Here is a 20,770-nt window from a genome sequence, read left to right on the forward strand (position 1 = left end):
AATATAAACACATTACACAACACGTACACCGAAAATACGACAAAGATGAAAGGTAAATTTAATATAGATAAATTTCAGGGAATACAGACACCCTTCTATTATTACGACACAAATCTGTTACGACAGACTCTTGCATCTATTAATATGGAAGCCGGCAAGCACGAGAACTTTATTGTGCATTATGCTATAAAAGCTAATGCCAATCCAAAGGTTCTTAATATAATCTGTCAATCAGGGCTTGGTGCAGACTGCGTAAGCGGTGGAGAAATCAAGGCTTCTGTAGAAGCTGGATTCCCTACGAGCAAGATTGTCTATGCAGGTGTTGGAAAAAGCGACTGGGAAATCAATCTGGGACTAGACAAGGACATATTCTGCTTTAATGTAGAGAGTATTCCTGAACTGGAAGTCATAAATGAACTTGCAGGAAATAAAGGTAAGATTGCAAAAATAGCCTTTCGCATAAATCCTGATGTTGGCGCACATACACATGCTAACATTACAACCGGTTTGGCTGAAAACAAGTTTGGTATCGCCATGCGCGATATGGAAAATGTCATAGAAGAGGCTTCTAAAATGAAGAATGTGAAGTTCATCGGTCTGCATTTCCATATTGGAAGTCAGATTCTGAACATGAATGATTTTATTTCATTGTGCAACAGGATAAATGAACTTCAAGATCAACTTGAGAGTCATCACATTAAAGTGGAGAATATCAATGTTGGTGGTGGACTTGGAATAAGTTATGACCATCCAAACAGAGAGCCGATTCCTGATTTCAAGTCTTATTTCGATACATACGCACGCCATCTCAAACTTCGTAACGGACAAAAGCTCCATTTCGAACTTGGTCGTGCTGTTGTAGCACAATGTGGAAGCCTAATCACTAAGACCCTATATATAAAGCAAGGAAGCGTGAAACAATTTGCTATTGTAGACGCTGGTATGACAGATCTTATACGCCCTGCTTTGTATCAAGCATATCATAAAATAGAGAACATCAGCAGTGATGAGCCAAATGAGACTTATGATGTTGTTGGACCTATTTGTGAGTCAAGTGATGTTTTTGCTAAGGCTATAGACCTGAATAAGACAAAACGTGGTGATCTTCTGGCTTTAAGAAGCGCAGGAGCTTACGGAGAGATTATGGCTAGTCAATACAACTGCCGTCAACTCCCTAAAGGATATATAACAGAGGAACTATAAACGTTCCCAGAATATTGTTACGGGAAAAAATTTATGATACTAGATCAATTAACATTAATATTAGGAATAATAGTAATCTTGCTGGCGATAGTAGCATCACTAGCAAGTCCTTTTTTGCATAGAATAAAAATATACGAATCAGAAAATAACGAGAATGACATTAATGACAGCCCTATTCCAGTCAGCATTATCATTCCCACACATGATGAATTTACAGACTTAAAACGCAATCTTCCAGCATTCCTAAATCAAGATTATAAAGGCGATTTCAAAATTATCGTGATTGCCGACAGGAATGACAGGGAAACAGAAGACTTGATGAACAGGCTCATACCTGAAAACAAAAATCTTTATGCTACATATCTTCCTGAATCATCACGCTACATGAGCAGAAAGAAATTAGCTATCACTATAGGAGTGAAAGCCGCTAAGACTGATTGGATTATTGTTACAAATCCTAGCTGTAAACCTCTTGATGAAAAGTGGCTCTCTTCTTTCACTGAGAACATGAAGCCAGGAACTGATTTCGTAATGGGATATACATCTCTTGACAACAACACGCGCAAATTTTGGAGATTTGAACATGCTTTGATTGCAAACAATAGACTTTGTAGCGCACAAAAAGGAAAGGCTTGGGCTACAAACTGCCAGAACATTGCATTCCATAAACAACAGTTCATGAAGGAAGAAGGATTCAGAGGTAACCTACAATTACTGAGAGGTGAATACGATTTTTTGGTAAACAAATATGCTAAGAATATGAATACAGCCGTTGATGCACGTAGGAGTTCATGGCTATATGAAGATGAACCTACAAGAAAAACATGGCACAATAAAAGCATATTTTTCAGGGCTTCACGTGGGCTGCTTGTCGGGCATAAAGGCAATCGTATAAGTATGTTTTTCTGCAACATGATGCTTCACTTGAGTCTTATCGTTTCTTTAGCTGCTATCGTTTATTCAGTAATGCAACAGAATTGGATATTAACAGGTGCAAGTGGTTTTTCTTTATTATTATTGATAATAACAAGAACTATATTTGCAAACAGAGCTATAAAGCAACTTGACGAAGATATTCCAGCTGGCATAATGTTCTTCTCTGAACTTAAACTGGCATGGAACAACATTAGATATAAGATTAGTTATATACATGCTGACAAGAACGACTTCACAAGTCATAAACTTTAATTCGTTATTCTGACATGCGCATAAGGATTGAAATTTCTAACATAAGTGACAACAGTGCACAAATGGCTTTCTTTAACTGTTTGAAGAAAGCCATTGAGGATAATGGTATGTTTATTACAGATAAGAATGACTATGACATACTCCATACTATAGGCACTCCTACACAGACAATTATATCTAAAATGCGCAATGCGAGAAGAAGGCTTATCCCTATAGTTTACTCTCCACTTGCCACGATTTCGCCATGGAACAGTTCATATTATGAAAAGTTTATAATAAAAAGCGGGTTCATACATGCTGTTGGAGAAAACGAACAAAAGTATCTTCAAGAAAAATATAAAGGTACTAACGTTATCTTGATAAAAAATCCTGAAGTTACACACGACATATCACAATCATTATTCTGTGCTAACTTCAAACAATTGTATGATGAGGTTATTATAAAACATGAAGAAGCTGTAAAGGATAATATTGCAAAGAGAATAGAAAAACTTAAAGATGATGTACAAGACGATGTTCTGAAAGACGTATTAAAAAGTTGCCTATATATGAGGTACAGATATCACAGGCAACAGATTGGCCAAAAAGATCTTGAAGACTTTAGCACCTTACTGATAAAATCAGATTATGATGAGGACAAGATGGCAGAGATCTTAGATAGGCTAAAGATATACCATTTTATGGAAAGTCTTGAAAAAGTCATGGAAGAGAAAACACAACTCACAGAAGGATTCATGCCTGTTATGGCTATAGATAATAGTTTAACCAAGAAAATTAAAAATACTATATTATGAAGAAATACGATATCAAGAAAGACATGAGGTATTTGCAATTATTATCAAACACGTTTCCTACAATTGCGGATGCCAGTACGGAGATTATAAATCTTCAGGCTATACTTAATCTACCTAAGGGTACGGAGCACTTTCTTGCTGATATCCATGGTGAGTATGAAGCGTTTCAGCATGTATTGAAAAATGCTTCAGGAAACATAAAACGAAAAGTCAACGAACTTTTCGGTAATACAGTTCGTGAACAGGAGAAAAGAGAACTTTGTTCGCTCATTTATTACCCAGAACAGAAACTTGAACTCGTAAAAGAGGTAGAAAAAGATATTAACGACTGGTATCACATTACACTTCATCAGTTGGTTGCAGTATGCCGTGTCGTATCAAGCAAATACACTCGTTCAAAAGTAAGAAAATCGCTTCCTTCTGATTTCTCATATATTATACAGGAATTACTTCATGAGCATACCGAAAATAATTCTAACAAGACTGCTTATGTAAATGTAATCGTTGATACAATTATATCAACAGGAAGAGCCGATGATTTTATAATCGCTATCTGCAATGTTATTCAGCGTCTGGCTATCGACGAGTTACATATACTTGGCGACATCTACGACCGCGGTCCAGGTGCCCACATTATAATGGACACAATGGAACAATATCATAGTTGGGACATACAATGGGGCAATCATGATATATTATGGATGGGTGCATGCGCTGGAAATAACGCATGTATGTGCAATGTGATACGTCTAAGCCTAAGATATGCCAACCTCACTACCCTAGAGGATGGATACGGAATAAACCTTGTTCCACTTGCCACATTCGCTATGGATACTTATGACGATGATCCTTGCGAAGAATTCATGCCAAGACTTAGTGGTGGAGCTAAGCAAATGGACGAAAAGACGATGAGGCTTACTGCACAAATGCACAAAGCTATCACAATAATACAATTTAAGGAAGAAGCAAGAATCTTTGAAGCTCACCCTGAATGGAATATGAAGGATAGGCAACTTTATAAATATATAGACTACGACAAAGGAACTATAATGCTTGATGGTAAAGAATACGAACTATCAAGTTGCTGTTTTCCAACTGTTGACCCTAAGCATCCGTGTAAACTTACTCCAGAAGAAAAAGTATTGATTGAAAAACTTCATCATTCTTTCCAAGTAAGTGAAAAACTTCATAAGCACATGCGTCTCATGCTACAACATGGTTGTATGTATGCAATAAGAAATGACAATCTACTCTTCCATGCCTCTATCCCACTCAATGAGGACGGCAGTTTAAAGGAGGTTGCTATCACTCCTAATATGGTTTGTAAAGGTCGAGAATTGTTTCATCAAACAGGAATGCTAATACGATCAGCCTTTCAGGATGACACAGCTACAGACGAGAAACAATATGCGATAGACTATTTCATTTATCTATGGTGCGGTCCAAACAGTCCATTATTTGATAAGAGTAAAATGGCAACTTTTGAGCGTTACTTCATTGCCGACAAAGATACTCATAAAGAGGAAAAAGGCAATTATTTCAAACTAAGGGATAATGCTGAGATTGTTGATAATATTCTTGACGCATTTGGTGTGAAGGGTCCAAACAGACATATCATCAACGGTCATGTGCCGGTACATGTAATGAATGGAGAAAATCCTATCAAGGCTGACGGAAAACTAATGGTCATTGATGGTGGATTCTCTCAGGCTTATCATAAGGAAACAGGCATTGCCGGTTATACTCTTGTTTATCATAGCCGTGGCTTTCAACTAGTTCAGCATGAACCATTCACGAGTGCTGCCGATGCAATTCAACGAGGAACTGATATCAAGTCAACAATACAGATTGTTGAAATGAGCAGTCATCGTATGCTTGTTGCCAATACAGACAAGGGCTGTGAAATAAAGAAACAAATTGATGACCTAGAAGAATTACTCTATGCTTACCGTCATGGCATGATTAGTGAGCAAGATGAGAGAAAAGGATTTATTGACGACTAATAATCAACGATAATGCAGTGTCAATTAAGAAGTTGACACTGTACTAATAATAAACGAACATTTACCATGATGAAAAAAAACATTTTATCTTTACTAATCACTCTCTGCCCTATTCTAACTTTTGCAAGTGATTATATCTGTTTAGAATCATCAGGTTCAAATAATACAACAGACGAACATAGTGATTCTATTGTTCCAAATCCTATTGATGAAAATATATCAAACCTCAATAGCAATCAAATAAATAAAAAAACATCTCTCAATGAAAAAAAAGACAGCGATGAAAATATTTATGATCTTGTAGAGCAAATGCCTTCTTTTCGAGGTGGAACTGTAGCTCTTATGTCTTACATAAGCAAAACACTAAAGTTTCCTGATGAAGTCTGTGGACAAGGTCGAGTTATAGTAGAATTTGTTGTAGAGAAGGATGGTCGTATTACAAATGCAATAGTAATAAGATCTGTTGATCCGACTTTTGATAGAGAGGCTTTAAGAGTTATAAAAAACATGCCAAAATGGATTCCTGGCAAAAAAAATGGTCGTAATGTAAGAGTTAGATTTAATGTACCAGTCCAATTCAAATTGTTGTAAATATCTTATTATTCAGACTCCCCAAAGTAATACCTTCTATTTTTTCTCCAGCTAATCTCACTGATTCATGCAGACATTTTCCTCTGCATGTTACAACACTATCTGATAGAGCAGATTCATTTCCAGACAACTGCATGCTCATCGAAAGTTTAGTGGACAGTAATAAATAAGAATTGTGAAAACTCAAATTTTACTTTATCACCTTTCCATATAGTATACGTGTCTGTTCAGCTGTGGTGTTACATATATATATTACACGACTATTTGCTACAAGCTCTCCCTTATTGAACTTTCCCCTTTTATCATTATATAGAGGATAAAGTTTTGCTGTCAATATAGAATTATTATTGGTAATATCACCAAAAGCCATAGTAGATTGGTCGGGAGTTATCACACTTAAGCAATTATCTATATTCACCCATCCAGTATTCATTATGCGCAATCCAGCCCCATCAGTATCAAAGCTATCATTTTCGGTCACGAAATGACGTGATGTTGCGGTAAAAGGATCCATACTTATAGCCAAAAGTCCAGAAAATTCTCCTGTTATTTCAACATCTCGCAATGCTATTATGCTATCCGAAAAAACAATTTTATCATCCTTTGTTGATACTATATTGAATTTATGAAGTAAGCTACTATCATTGGTCAACAACTCACCTCTATAATTCCACCCTTTTCCGTCATTAGGAATATTCACAGTTCCGTCATTTAAAGGAACGGCATTTGTCTTACATTTATCAACATTTAACCAACCGATAAAATTACCGGTATTATGTGCTGTGAATGGAACAACAATATTATTATGTGCACTGTCTAAAGGAGCAAAATATCCTGTATAACTACGTCTTCCATTACTCCAACTAAAACATGAAAAAGAAGTATTTCCATAAGAACATACTACGTTTTGATTTGGGAAAAACTTACTCTTGACCTTTCCAAAGTCGGCCCACCAAAGACTTTCATTCAAATTAACATGACCAACAGGAAAGCAATGATGCATAAGCCAAGTCATCATCAATCTATGAGCCTCCACTCCCATACGACGTGCTCCAACATCAGCACGGAGAAGATACGACCCGTCAGAAGTAGTCTGCTGTCGGCGTAATATCTGGTTTAACGCTTTAGTTTCAAGAGCCAATGCATTGACATTATTATCAGGCAACATGCAAGCCAGTGTAGAATATGATGTTATCTGATCATAAAGGAACATACTCCAATCATTTCCATTCGGCATTGCTTGCTCGCCATCATGAAGACTAAACCAATTCAGCACCTCATCATTTACTTTCTGGCAATTATGTAATAAAGCATTACTATGCCATTTCTGTTTTTTACCTTGGAACAATCTTAATGCTAAAGCAGCCTCACCCAATTCCTGAATTACCACATTTTGATAACTAATATGAAAGAAACCATGATTCTGCAATGTATAATCATTATACAGATTCTGTCCACGATATAAATCTTTTACTCTAGTTTGATCATAATTAGGATCAATAACAGTGTTATCAAGCGAATCTGAAGAATGAGAATAACTATTTATGGCAAACTCACGCATACGCTCAAACCATTTCGGCGCAAGTGCGTCATCAGGAAAGAGTCCCAACGCAGCAGCAAGCACGTCAACTTCCCATCCATTTTCTTCTGCTTTCGTATCACCAATATATCCTGTTGGAATATCGCGTTCAAGTTCATAATTGCATTCTGATTTCAATAGCTTATACACATTATCTCTTTCTGATTTAGAAAGATCATCCCACTGAAAAAATGCCGAATAAGCAACCGACATGGCCCAAAGAGAACTCTCCCATTGGTTATCATTTTTAGATACCGAACCCCAATACTTTCCATCACGGCAAGCTTTCAATTTCACCGCCTTGTGAGTAGAAACGGCATAATCCAAAGATTGTTTCGCCATATTTTTCAATTCAGGGGATACCCCATGACCATATCTGCATAAAAAAGCAGAGATCATTGACAAGTCAGCATTAGTGCGCACACCTTTTTCATCGCTCATCATAGTGTTTTCACCTTTAAAAACACCATTATCTACATCGAAATCAGCACGTAAATATCTACTAAAATCAGACAATGAATTCATAATGTCAGACTTCAGTCTATTTTCGTCGACAAATTTATTCTTTGCACCCAACGCAAGTGGCAAAAGAAGCAGTATTATAATTAAATTTCTTTTCATATATTTATATTGCAAAAGTAACATTTTATTTTTACCTTTGCAAGCGATATGAAAATATACAAGAAAATATTTACACTGGTTTTGTCTTTCTGCATCGCTGCTCCAACTGTGGCACAGAATATGAAGACCCTAAACCAAAGCATAAAATATTCAGCTTTCACCAACAAGTACATTGACAGTATGGAAGCAGCTAAGAGTGATTTTGATTATTCATTATCACAATATGGTAACGACTCCCTATATATATCTTTCTTTCCAAAAGCAAATTACGCCCCATTGTTCTTGCCACCTACCTTTTACAAAGGTATATCACATCGGACTCTGGCAATTGGAAACAATAATAATGATAAACGAAACGAGGCTATTGACAATGTTATGATGTCAATATATCTTAAAAGACCAGACTTGATTAGTACCACAGAAAGTCATCTTGACATTATTGGACCAACACTTGAAGTTAGCCATAGGATAACACCTGATGAACAGCAACTTACAAAGCATGTTGCTCCAAAAGCTATTGAACCAGAATTAGAAGATTTTGGCATCAGTATATACAAACCAAACTTCTGGTCATACAATGGTGATTACTATCTGCAATTCCTCCAAAATTATGTTTCAGACAACTGGTACAAAGGTGGGGAAAGTAATTACAGTATAATTGGTGCAGTTACATTGCAAGCTAATTATAACAACAAGCAGAAAATAAAGTGGGAAAACAAACTTGAAATGAAATTAGGTTTGCAGACAGCTCAAAGCGACAGCCTTCACACATTAAAAACAACAGAAGACCTTCTGCGATATACAGGGAAATTTGGATTACAAGCTACTAAGAAATGGTATTATACTGTTCAGCTTCTCGCATATACACAATTTATGCGTGGTTACAAAAATAACGACACATTTACATATAGTGATTTTGCAAGTCCAATGAATATCAACCTATCTCTAGGTATGGATTACAATGTAGAATGGTTTGATAAAAAACTCATCGGAACTATTCATCTGGCTCCAGCCGCATATAACTTCAAATACGTAAGTCGACTCGCATTGAGTACAAGATATGGATTAAAGGAAGGTAACCACACCCTGCATGACATTGGTTCTGAATGTACATTGGATTTAACATGGAAATTCAGCGACATGATGAAATGGAAAACTCGCCTATACGGATACACAACATATAAACGTGCTGAAATAGAATGGGAAAACACCATAACATTCCAGTTCAACAAATATATCAGCAGCAACCTATTCATATATCCACGCTTTGATGATGGAACCAAACGTGATGGTAAATATGGGTATTGGCAATACAAGGAATATGCCAGTATTGGATTTTCATATTCTTTGTGAGAAAACGTTTGCTGATATCGGAATTTTATCGTAAATTTGCAATTTGAATTTTATAAAATTACATTATCGTGGCTGAAACAAAGTATATCTTCGTAACCGGAGGTGTGGTTTCCTCTTTAGGAAAGGGAATCATAAGTGCATCTATCGGTAAGCTTCTGCAAGCCAGAGGCTACAACATTACAATTCAGAAATTTGATCCTTACATTAACATTGACCCGGGAACACTAAACCCTTATGAGCACGGAGAGTGCTATGTCACAGTAGACGGAATGGAAACAGACCTAGACTTGGGACATTACGAGCGCTTTACTGGCATTCATACCACTAAGGCAAACAGTATGACTACAGGTCGCATCTACAAGGCTGTGATTGATAAAGAGCGCCGTGGAGATTATTTAGGAAAGACCATTCAGGTTGTACCTCATATTACTGACGAAATAAAGCGCAATATTAAATTGCTTGGACAGAAATACCACTATGACTACGTTATTACAGAAATTGGCGGAACAATAGGTGATATTGAAAGTGCTCCTTTCATGGAGGCTATTCGACAGATGAAATGGGAACTTGGTAAGCGAGCCATAAACGTACATCTTACTTATGTACCTTATTTAAAAGCTGCAGGAGAATTAAAAACTAAGCCAACACAGCATAGTGTAAAAGAACTTCAAAGTATAGGTATTCAACCTGATATACTGGTACTGCGCACAGAACAGAATCTTGATGAAGGAATACGTAAAAAGGTTGCAGCATTTTGTAATGTAGACTTTGACTGTATAGTACAAAGCGAAGACCTTCCTTCAATATATGAAGTTCCTGTAAACATGCAAAATCAAGGACTTGATACCGCTATTCTTCGCAAGACAGGCGAGCCAATTGGCGAAACACCATCTCTTGGTCCTTGGAAAGAATTTATTGAGCGCCGCAAGAATGCCAAAGACACAGTAAATATTGGTCTGGTTGGTAAATATGATCTTCAGGATGCGTATAAGAGTATCCGTGAAAGTTTGTCACATGCAGGAACATACAATAACTACAAAGTAAATATATCATTCATTAATTCCGAAAATATAACGGAAGAAAATGTTGCCGAAGCTTTAAAAGGTCAAGACGGTATAATGATTTGTCCTGGATTCGGACAACGTGGTATTGAAGGCAAGGTTATTGCCGCACATTATACACGCTGCAACGACATCCCAACTTTCGGAGTTTGCCTCGGAATGCAAATGATGGTTATTGAGTTTGCACGCAACGTACTTGGTTACGCAGATGCGAACAGTAGAGAAATGGACGAAAAGACTCCACATAATGTAATCGACATTATGGAAGAGCAAAAGAATATATCAAATATGGGTGGAACAATGCGACTTGGTGCCTACGAATGTATTCTCAAACAAGGAAGTAGAGTTTTTAACATCTACAAAAAAGAGAATATTCAGGAACGTCACCGCCATCGTTATGAATTCAACAACGAATACCAAACTGAATACGAAAAGAATGGAATGATGTGTGTTGGACGAAACCCGGAAAGTGATTTGGTTGAAATAGTTGAAATACCAGGATTGAAATGGTATATTGGAACACAATATCATCCAGAATATCAATCAACAGTATTGAAACCACATCCACTTTTTGTTGATTTTGTAAAAACAGCAATTGCTAATAAGAAATAATAAATGGATAAAAACAACATTATCGGTTTTCTGTGTATTGCAGCAGTTCTAATAGGATTTAGTTGGTATAACCAACCTTCCAAAGAAGAACAAAGAAAAACTTTCGTACAGGATTCCATCGCTCAAGCACATAAGCTAGAGTCAGAAAAGACAGCTAAGCTGGCTCAGACTCAAAAACAGGAAGAGGTAAAGAAAAATGTATTGGAAGATACAACTGCCCTATTCCATGAAGCCCTTCAAGGTAATGCACAAAAGGTTGTATTGAAAAACAACAAGATTGAGATTACTCTTAATACAAAAGGTGCTACTGTAGAAAAAGCAGTCATCAGAAATTATATTGGTCACGATATCAAGAAAAAGGACGGTTCTAATGACAAGAAAGATGTGACTCTTTTTGATGGTGCAGAACAGAGTTTAAACTATACTCTGAATGCCAAAGAGGCAAACATAAGTACAAATGACTTATATTTCCAGACATCTGGCGTTACAGACTCTACAGTTACATTTACAGCTCAAGCTGGATCAGGAAAGACTATTTCTTTTAAATATGTACTTGGAAAGGACTACATGCTGCACATGGAAATGAGTGCACAAGGTATGGCTGGTCTTTTCGCTCCTAACACCCAGAATATGGATGTTAATTGGAAGGACAAAGCTAGACAGCAAGAGAGAGGTTTTTCTTTTGAAAACAGATATGCTACATTAACATATCACAAGACTGAAGGTGGAACAGACTACCTTAACGAAAGTAAAGAGAATGTAGACAAAAGTATAGAGGAAAAGATAGACTGGGTAGCTTTTAAAAATCAGTTCTTCAGTGCTGTAATGATTGCTCAGAACAATTTTCAGGAAAATGCCCTTATGACATCTATTCCACAAGAGAAAGGTTCTGGATATCTTAAACAGTATGAGGCAAAGATGAAAACATTCTTTGACCCTAGCGGTAAGACTCCTTCTAAGTTTGACTTCTATTATGGTCCTAACGACTTCCGCCTTTTACAGAAAATACAAGGTCAAAGCAAGTTTGGTAAAGATCTACAGTTGGAAAGACTTGTTTATTTAGGATGGCCTTTATTCAGAATAATCAACAGATGGTTTACTCTTTATGTATTCGACTTCCTTACTGGTATGAACATCAATATGGGTATCATCTTGATTCTTATCACACTACTTTTGAAACTCTTAACCTACCCTATGGTAAAGAAGAGCTACATGAGTTCTGCAAAGATGAGGGTATTGAAGCCTAAGTTGGATGCTGCCACGGCACAATTCAGCAAGCCAGAAGATCAAATGCAAAAGCAACAGGCCATGATGGCTGAATATTCCAAATACGGAGTCAGTCCATTATCGGGGTGCTTACCCATGCTGATACAAATGCCTATTTGGATTGCAATGTTCAACTTTGTGCCAAATGCTATACAGCTACGTGGAGAGAGTTTCTTATGGATAAAGGATTTAAGTACATTTGACCCAATATTCGAATGGAACAAAAACATTTGGTTAATCGGTGACCATTTGAGTTTGACATGTATTCTGTTCTGCGCTGCTAACGTACTATATACGCTTATGACAATGCGTCAACAAAAAGACCAGATGGTAGGTCAGCAAGCAGATCAAATGAAGATGATGCAATGGATGATGTATGCTATGCCATTGATGTTCTTCTTCATGTTCAATGATTATAGTGCCGGTCTGAACTTCTACTACTTCATAAGTTTATTCTTCAGTGCTGCTGTAATGTGGGCTTTGCGCAAGACAACAAACGACGAGAAACTTTTGGGAATTCTGGAAAAGCGTTATAATAAGAATCAGAATAATCCAAGTAAGAAAACAAGCGGACTTGCAGCTCGTCTTCAGGCTATTCAGGAAATGCAGAAGAAACAACAAGAAGAAGTGCATAAAAAGCAGGACGACTTGAACAAAAAGAAAAAAGGACTTTAATATAAAGATAACCACAGATTCAAAAGACTGCACAGATTTTAATATATACATATATATATGAAAAATTAAAATCTGTGCTTTATGTTGAAATCTGTGGTTTTTTACTTTTAATTACATCAATGAATAAAACTATTGCTCTAGCAATGACAGCCACGATGCTGGCTGTATCGCCCAAAATTGATGCCCAAACAATGATTGGACCAAACAACATTAAACTAGAATCAGACCTAATGACCCCCGAAGCACTTTGGGCTATGGGAAGAATTGGCTCTTCAGAGGCATCACCTGACGGTAAACAAATTGTTTATCAAGTATCATACTACAGTGTGCAGGAAAACAAAAGCCACACAATGCTTTTCGTACAGAATGCTGACGGTAAAAACAAACGTCAACTAACGAAAGACGAAAAGAGCGAAAGTGATGCTACATGGATTGAAAGCGGAAAGAAAATCGCATTTATCCGTAGTGGTGAAATATGGAGTATGAATGCTGACGGAAGTGAACGTAAGCAGCTTTCAAATACAGACGGAAGCGTAGAGGGCTTTAAATTTTCTCCTGACGGGAAAAGAGTTGTCTTTATAAAGAGCATTCCATATTATGGATCTATTAAAAAGAATCCAGATGATCTAACAAAGGCAAGCGGACGTCTTATCACAGACATGAACTATCGCCACTGGGATCATTATGTAGAAACCATTGCACATCCTTTTGTTGCAGAAGTAACAAATGATGGTATCAGTAATGCTAAAGACATAATGGTAGGTCAGCCATACGAGTCACCTGTAGCACCATTTGGTGGTATAGAGCAGATTGCATGGAGTATGGATTCCAAAAGTATTGCATACACAAGCAGAAAAAAGGAAGGTGTTGAATATGCTATTTCAACAGATGCCGACATATATCTTTACAACCTTGCTACAGGAAAGACTGTAAATTTATGCAAGCCAGAAGGCTATAAAGAGCCTATAATTGATGCCACAAAGAGCATGAAAGACCAAGAAGTCAATCATCAGCAAGGCGACATGCATGTTGGTTATGACGTAAATCCTAAATTCTCAGCTGACGGCAAATATATTGCATGGCAAAGTATGGCACGTAACGGTTATGAGAGTGATCGCAACAGACTTTGCGTAATGGAAATTGCAACTGGCAAAAAGAAATACGTAACAGAAAGTTTCGATTCAAATGTTGACGACTACTGCTGGAGCAAAGATTCAAAGAGCATCTATTTCATGGGAGTTTGGCATGCAACAGAAATGCTATACCAGACAAATCTTGAAGGAAAGATCATGCAAATAACTGATGGTTGGTATGATTACGGAAGCATACAGCTAGCTAACAATAGCAATTATCTTCTAGCAAGCCGTCACTCACATCAATATGGTGATGAACTCTATATTGTAAAACCTGGTAAGGAAAAGAAAGCAAAAGTAGAACAAGTAACTTTCGAGAACAAGCACATCTACGATCAACTTGCATTGGGTAAGACTCAGCAGCGTTGGGTTAAGACAACTGATGGTAAAGAGATGCTAGTATGGCTGGTATTACCACCACATTTTGATATCAACAAAAAATACCCTACTCTATTATTCTGTGAAGGTGGACCACAAAGTCCTGTAAGTCAGTTCTGGAGTTACCGTTGGAATCTTCAGATTATGGCAGCAAACGGCTATATCGTAGTTGCACCAAACCGTAGAGGATTACCTGGATTCGGAAGTGAATGGAACGAGGAAGTTAGCGGAGACTGGACAGGTCAATGCATGAATGATTATCTTAGTGCTATTGATGATGCTGCAGAATTACCTTTTGTAGACAAAGATCGTCTTGGATGTGTAGGAGCAAGTTTCGGAGGCTTCTCTGTTTATTATCTTGCAAGCCATCACAACAAGCGTTTCAAAGCTTTCATTGCACATGACGGAGCATTCAATCTTGAAAGTATGTATACAGATACAGAAGAAGCTTGGTTCAGCAACTGGGAATACGAAGACGCTTTCTGGAACAAGAACGCTAGTGCTAACGCAGTAAAAACATATAATAATAGCCCTCACAAATTTGTAGACAAATGGGATACTCCAATTCTTGTCATACATGGAGAAAAGGACTATCGTATCAATGCTAATCAAGGTATGGGAGCTTTCAATGCTGCAAGAATGCGCGGTATTCCAGCAGAAATGCTTTTATTCCCTGATGAAAACCACTGGGTATTGAAACCACAAAATGGTATTCTGTGGCAAAGAACATTCTTCAACTGGTTAGACAAATGGTTGAAAAAATAAAATTATAATAATATTATGGGAGAGAAAATAAGACAAATACTTAGTGATTCACCAAGTGCACGATGGGCAGCACTTCTGATTGTTTCATTTACAATGATGATGGGATATTTCATTACAGATGTGATGTCACCATTGGAAGTTTTGCTCACAAAAACCACAGCAGAAGGCGGACTTGGATGGTCTTCTTCTGATTATGGTTTCTTTGCAGGCTCATACAGTTATATAAATGTATTCCTATTGATGCTTTTCTTAGGAGGTATCATTTTGGATAAAATGGGGATTCGTTTTACTGGTTTGATGTCATGCAGCTTTATGGTAATTGGTGTTATCATCAAGTATATTGGTGTATCAACAGATTTCGGTAATCAGCATTTCACAATAAGCGCTATTAACTTTGACATCCCGATGTCTGTGGCAGTAGCATCTTTGGGATTCTCTATATTCGGTATGGGATGTGAGATCTGTGGAATAACGGTATCAAAGATTATCACTAAATGGTTTAATGGTCATGAGCTCGCCCTGGCAATGGGAATTCAGGTTGCACTGTCACGTTTAGGTACAGCCGGTGCCATGATGATATCATTGCCTGTTGCTAATGCATTTCATAATAAGGTCAGTGCACCTGTACTTCTTGGTACCGTACTACTTATTATTGGTGCATTATCATTTCTCGTATACAATGTAATGGATAAGAAACTCAGCAAATCAGTGGAAGAAGCTGGACGCGAAGAAAGAAACTCTTCTGATGAACCTGATGAAAGCGAACAATTCCGTTTCAAGGATTTAGGCTTGATATTCTCTAATCCAGGTTTCTGGTGCATAACATTACTTTGTATGTTGTTCTATAGTGGAGTATTCCCTTTCTTGAAATTTGCAACAAAACTAATGGTTGCTAATTATGGTGTCAGCGAACGTTTTGCAGGTATCCTACCAGGACTTATCCCATTCGGAACTATATTCCTTACACCATTGTTCGGAACCATCTATGACAAGGTTGGTAAAGGTGCAACACTTATGCTTATAGGAAGTATCATGCTCACAATCATTCATATTATTTTTGCTCTGCACATTCTTCCTTACGGATGGTTTGCTGTTATTATAATGATTATCTTGGGGGTTGCCTTTTCACTGGTGCCTTCAGCAATGTGGCCAAGCGTACCAAAGATTATACCAATGAGACTCTTAGGAAGTGCTTATGCTATAATATTCTATATACAGAATATCGGACTTGCCTTGGTACCTGTATTGATAGGAAAAGTAAACGATTACGATCCCACATATACAACTTCAATGAGTATATTTGCAGGATTTGGTGCAGCAGCAGTTGTAGTAGCTACTCTTCTCTTGATAATTGACAAGAAGAAAAACTACGGATTGCAAAAAGCCAATATTAAAAAATAAATTAGACATATATGATGTGGGGAAACAATAAGACCACCAGATGGACTGTTCTGTTAATCGTAGCAATTATTATGATGATGGGATATGTGTTTTGGGATGTTGTTTCCCCACTTACTACGAACCTTAAATCTCCCTTGGAACAAGGAGGCATGAATTGGACAACTGCAGAATATGGATTTTATGCAGGAAGCTACAGTATATTCAACATATTTCTTTTCATGCTATTCTTTGGTGGTATCATCCTTGACAAGATGGGGATTCGCTTCACAGGCATCCTCGCAACGGGAATGATGTTTTGTGGCGCCTTGATAAACTTTATTGCCATAAAATACATATCAGCACTAGACTATACAGATTTAAAACTAACCTTATTCGGACTTATTCCTCAGCATATAAAATTGCAGGTACTGATAGCAGCATTAGGATTCGGTATTTTCGGGGTCGGATGCGACATCACGGGTATCACGGTTTCTAAGGTTATTACAAAATGGTTTACAGGACATGAACTAGCATCTGCGATGGGAATACAAGTTGCTCTAGCAAGACTTGGAACCGCTAGCGCTATAAGTTTTAGTCCTATTATTGCCTTAAATTTCGGAGGTATTCAAGCATCGTTATTAGTTGGTGCTGTGCTGCTTTTATTAGGTTTCATCTTGTTTATTATATATAATTTGAAATTCGATGGAATAATAAAAGAAAAAAATATTAATACAGAAGAAGATAAGGAACCTTATAACATAAAATCGATTATAACATTATTAAAGAATATAGACTTTTGGTTCATTGCCCTACTCTGTGTAAGCTTTTACAGCAGCATCAGACCTTTTCTTAAATTCGCTACAGACATAATCGTAGAGAAATATAACATGAATATAATAGCCGCTGGATGGATTACATCTATCCTTCCCTATGGCACTATTATTCTTACGCCGCTATTCGGATATATAAATGATAAATATGGATATGCAAGAAGACTTCTTGTTACTGGTTGCCTTATCGTAGTATTATCATTATTGCTTCTTCTTTCACCTATAGGAGCAGGAACAGCATGGATGCCTATAATAATAATGGTTATGATGGGAATAGCCTTTTCGTTGGTTCCAAGCGTTCTTTGGCCTACAGTACCAAAACTTGTACCACTAAAACAACTTGGTACAGCTTATAGCATAATTTATTATATACAGAATCTAGGATTAATGCTTGTACCAATGACCGTAGGGAATATTGTTACCAATTATAATGGAAAGATAAACTACACACCAGGAATAATAATCTTCATTGTCTTCGCTGTTTTCGCAACAATTATTGCTTGCAGAATCAAGAAATAAAGATTATTACAGTTCTCTAATAGTTTAGTAGTAGCAAATTTAGGTTCATCCGACATTTGGAGTGATGGATATAAATGGTATGATATCTATATTATTCCTTAAATGTTTTTTATTTTGCGCAAAAGTGAAGGAAATTATGAAAAAAACGTCAATAAAATCAAGGTAATTAAAAGTTAAATTTTTAATAGAGCAAGTGTGAAACGACTTAAAGTCAAGGGCTATTTATGGAGAGTCTTATCCTTTAACTAGAAAAAGATTCCAGAAAAAAAGAAAAATTACCTACACTACCTACATTTTTAACTTAAACATCTATTTATCAATATCTTACATGATGTATATAAGTGCCGTTTCCTACATCTTTCCTACATGGTTCCTACATTATAAGCACGTTTTTGTGCCTAAAACGATGGAATTTGATCAATGCATTATACCAAAATCGCTTTCCCCTCCTACCATTAAGCCGTGTCTCTCGCAGTAAAGCAAATCCCCATAATGTTTTTTGGGGAAATTATAAGTGTAGGGATGTTACTTAAACTTGTAAATATAATTTTAAAACAAACGAATTTATATGGCATTTTAATATGCCAACCTTTTCAGTTAAGGATTTCAGAAATAATAATGATTATCAATAACAGTTTAAAAAGATGTATAGTGAGTCAGTAAGTATAACTATGATTGTTTATAGTCAATTCCTATTATAGGTAAATGTGTGAAGCACTACAAAAATAAAATCGCCTTTTTTCGGTGCGCCTTTGAGTGATTAGGCCCTAATCACTCCACAAAGCATGTAGGACAATAGAGTGATTAGGGCCTAATCACTCCCTAAAATGTATAACAACGGACTTATATACATTAGCTAACGTATTGTATAACAATGCGTTTCGCAAAAACATGTAGGAAACGGCATTAAAAACTCGGCAAAAAAAATTATGGTAATACGAGTGTCTTGAAGAAATATTATATGCTTGGTTCAACCGAGTTGCCGGATGAACCGTTTTATATTCTATAAAACTTTATAAACACAAGTATATATGATGTAGATAACATACTCGCGAATAAAACGCCAAAATCAGGTGTGATTTGGAGTTTGTTGTCACTTTTCCCCCGATAATGTCACTCAATGTCACTCGCTCATCCCTTATAAACAAAGGGTTTGTGACAAAGTGACATTAGTGACATTAAAAAAACTTTTTCTGGTTGCTAAAACATTTTGCTCATAAAAGGTTTAGCGAATAGCTATAATAAAAAATCCCAATGATATTTTTCATATCATTGGGACTTTATCTTAATTTAAGAATATCTTATTAACAAACCTTTTCCAACTTCTTCATTACTGCAAAGATGAAAATGAAAGAAGCTAAACATAAAGCTACAAGAACACCCCATACGTATGTCAATGGAACTACTTTCCAAAGATATGCTGGTATCTGAACAAGGAAGTTACCGATAGCAGTAGCACCAAACCAACATCCCATCATTACACCTTTATACTTCTCTGGAGCAACCTTACTTACAAAAGATATACCCATTGGAGAAAGCAGAAGCTCTGCAAATGTAAGTATCAAATATGTGCTTACCAACCAGTTTGGAGAAACGCGCTGAGCATCTGTAAGATTATAACTCAAACCGATTGATGCCATTATCATTACAACATATCCTAAACCTGCAACAAGCATACCATAACCTATTTTGCGTGGAGCAGAAGGTTCCTTACCCTTCGTAGCAAGCCAACCAAACAAAGCCATACTTATAGGAGTCAATGCTACAACAAAACTAGGATTAAACTGCTGGAAGATTGGTGCAGAAATTTCAACACCACTAATTGGTAATTGAGTATAATCATAGTAAAGATAACCTGCAGATGCTAATATAACCAATGCTGAAATCAATTTGCCACCCATTTTTTTACTCTGAAACAATGAGAATAAAGAATAGATAATAAAGATAACAGCTACAAGATTAGTTACATTAAACATCATTCCTTCTACACCAGTGCTACTTGTTTTTACGAAGTCACGTGCAAAGTATGTCAAAGTAAGTCCATTCTGATGGAAAGCCATCCAGAAGAAGACAACAACAGCAAATACAAGGAACAAAGCTACAAGACGAGATCTTGTATCGGCAGCATCCTCTTCAGTTTCAACTTTTTTATCTTCAACAGAAGATTCGCTCTTTGCTTTATGATTATCAACATTAGCAAATGTCCAACGGAAACCATAATAAATTGCGATAGATATAATAAGAGAAATACAAGCAACTCCAAATGCGTAATGGTAGGCTGTCTGTTCAGATGCACCAAGAGACTTTTCTGCCCAATCAATAATTTTCAATGCAGCTGTAGGTGCAAACAATGCGCCTATATTTATAGCCATATAGAATATTGAAAAACCTGAATCACGCTGGCCTGAATACTTTGCATCATCATAAAGATTACCTACCATTACCTGTAGATTACCCTTGAACAAACTTGTTCCGATGCATATCATAAGCAATGCACCTGACATAATTGTTATTGCTAATGCACCTGCACCTGCGGGTATAGCCAATAAGAAATATCCAAGAAACATAATTATAATACCAAATGTTACACACTTACCGTAACCAATCTTATCAGCCATAGCTCCACCAACTATTGGAAGAAAATAGACTAACATTAGGAAAGTTGAATAAACGGTTCCAGCAAGTCCTTCACCCCATCCGAAGTTTGATTGCAGGAAAAGAACAAAGATAGCAAGCATGGTATAATATCCGAATCGTTCTCCGGTATTAGCCAATGCAAGGGCAAACAGCCCTTTTGGTTGATTTTCAAACATAATATT

The 20,770-nt window shown here is 36.7% G+C and carries 13 protein-coding genes; 11 read left to right on the top strand and 2 right to left on the bottom strand.

Annotated features, from left to right (window positions below):
* Window positions 1-45: 45 nt before the first annotated feature.
* From lysA to HEQ28_RS04960, 5 genes are all read left to right on the top strand, one after another.
* A complete protein-coding gene (lysA, locus tag HEQ28_RS04940; protein WP_434504059.1) occupies window positions 46-1,203 on the top strand; it encodes a diaminopimelate decarboxylase in 1,158 nt (385 codons plus the stop codon).
* A 33-nt stretch (window positions 1,204-1,236) separates the two neighbouring features.
* A complete protein-coding gene (locus HEQ28_RS04945; protein ID WP_434504060.1) occupies window positions 1,237-2,391 on the top strand; it encodes a glycosyltransferase in 1,155 nt (384 codons plus the stop codon).
* A gap of 14 nt (window positions 2,392-2,405) precedes the next feature.
* Entirely contained in the window at window positions 2,406-3,185 is a 780-nt protein-coding gene (locus HEQ28_RS04950; RefSeq protein WP_434504061.1) for a hypothetical protein, read from the top strand.
* Complete coding sequence (locus HEQ28_RS04955) at window positions 3,182-5,188, top strand: fructose-1,6-bisphosphatase (protein WP_434504062.1); 2,007 nt, start codon at window positions 3,182-3,184, stop codon at window positions 5,186-5,188. The genes HEQ28_RS04950 and HEQ28_RS04955 overlap by 4 nt, the downstream gene beginning before the upstream one ends.
* Window positions 5,189-5,254: 66 nt before the next feature.
* On the top strand, window positions 5,255-5,779 hold the full coding sequence (locus HEQ28_RS04960) for an energy transducer TonB (RefSeq protein WP_434504063.1): 525 nt from the start codon (window positions 5,255-5,257) through the stop codon (window positions 5,777-5,779).
* 190 nt (window positions 5,780-5,969) lie between these two features.
* Here HEQ28_RS04960 and HEQ28_RS04965 read toward each other — a convergent pair whose 3' ends face one another.
* A complete protein-coding gene (locus HEQ28_RS04965) occupies window positions 5,970-7,979 on the bottom strand; it encodes a hypothetical protein (RefSeq protein WP_434504064.1) in 2,010 nt (669 codons plus the stop codon).
* A 48-nt stretch (window positions 7,980-8,027) separates the two neighbouring features.
* On the opposite strand from HEQ28_RS04965, the gene HEQ28_RS04970 reads away from it, so the two are divergent.
* The 6 genes from HEQ28_RS04970 (at window position 8,028) to HEQ28_RS04995 (ending at window position 17,951) form a co-directional block, all read left to right on the top strand.
* On the top strand, window positions 8,028-9,332 hold the full coding sequence (locus tag HEQ28_RS04970) for a DUF3078 domain-containing protein (protein ID WP_434504065.1): 1,305 nt from the start codon (window positions 8,028-8,030) through the stop codon (window positions 9,330-9,332).
* Between the two features lie 68 nt (window positions 9,333-9,400).
* Window positions 9,401-11,005 carry a CTP synthase gene (locus HEQ28_RS04975; protein WP_434504066.1) on the top strand — a complete coding sequence of 535 codons (1,605 nt, stop codon included), beginning with the start codon at window positions 9,401-9,403 and terminating at the stop codon, window positions 11,003-11,005.
* Window positions 11,006-11,008: 3 nt separating this feature from the next.
* On the top strand, window positions 11,009-12,946 hold the full coding sequence (gene yidC / locus HEQ28_RS04980) for a membrane protein insertase YidC (RefSeq protein WP_434504067.1): 1,938 nt from the start codon (window positions 11,009-11,011) through the stop codon (window positions 12,944-12,946).
* A 119-nt stretch (window positions 12,947-13,065) separates the two neighbouring features.
* Entirely contained in the window at window positions 13,066-15,222 is a 2,157-nt protein-coding gene (locus HEQ28_RS04985) for an alpha/beta hydrolase family protein (RefSeq protein WP_434504068.1), read from the top strand.
* A gap of 15 nt (window positions 15,223-15,237) precedes the next feature.
* Window positions 15,238-16,623 (top strand): MFS transporter, encoded by a 1,386-nt coding sequence (locus HEQ28_RS04990; protein WP_434504069.1) that lies wholly within the window; start codon window positions 15,238-15,240, stop codon window positions 16,621-16,623.
* Window positions 16,624-16,634: 11 nt separating this feature from the next.
* Window positions 16,635-17,951: an MFS transporter gene (locus HEQ28_RS04995; protein WP_434504070.1), complete on the top strand. Its 1,317-nt coding sequence runs from the start codon at window positions 16,635-16,637 to the stop codon at window positions 17,949-17,951.
* Window positions 17,952-19,255: 1,304 nt separating this feature from the next.
* On the opposite strand, the gene HEQ28_RS05000 is transcribed toward HEQ28_RS04995, so the two are convergent.
* Window positions 19,256-20,764 carry a peptide MFS transporter gene (locus HEQ28_RS05000; RefSeq protein ID WP_434504071.1) on the bottom strand — a complete coding sequence of 503 codons (1,509 nt, stop codon included), beginning with the start codon at window positions 20,762-20,764 and terminating at the stop codon, window positions 19,256-19,258.
* Window positions 20,765-20,770: the final 6 nt, after the last annotated feature.

The organism is Prevotella sp. (genome assembly GCF_051059605.1).
In the GTDB taxonomy this organism is placed as follows: domain Bacteria; phylum Bacteroidota; class Bacteroidia; order Bacteroidales; family Bacteroidaceae; genus Prevotella.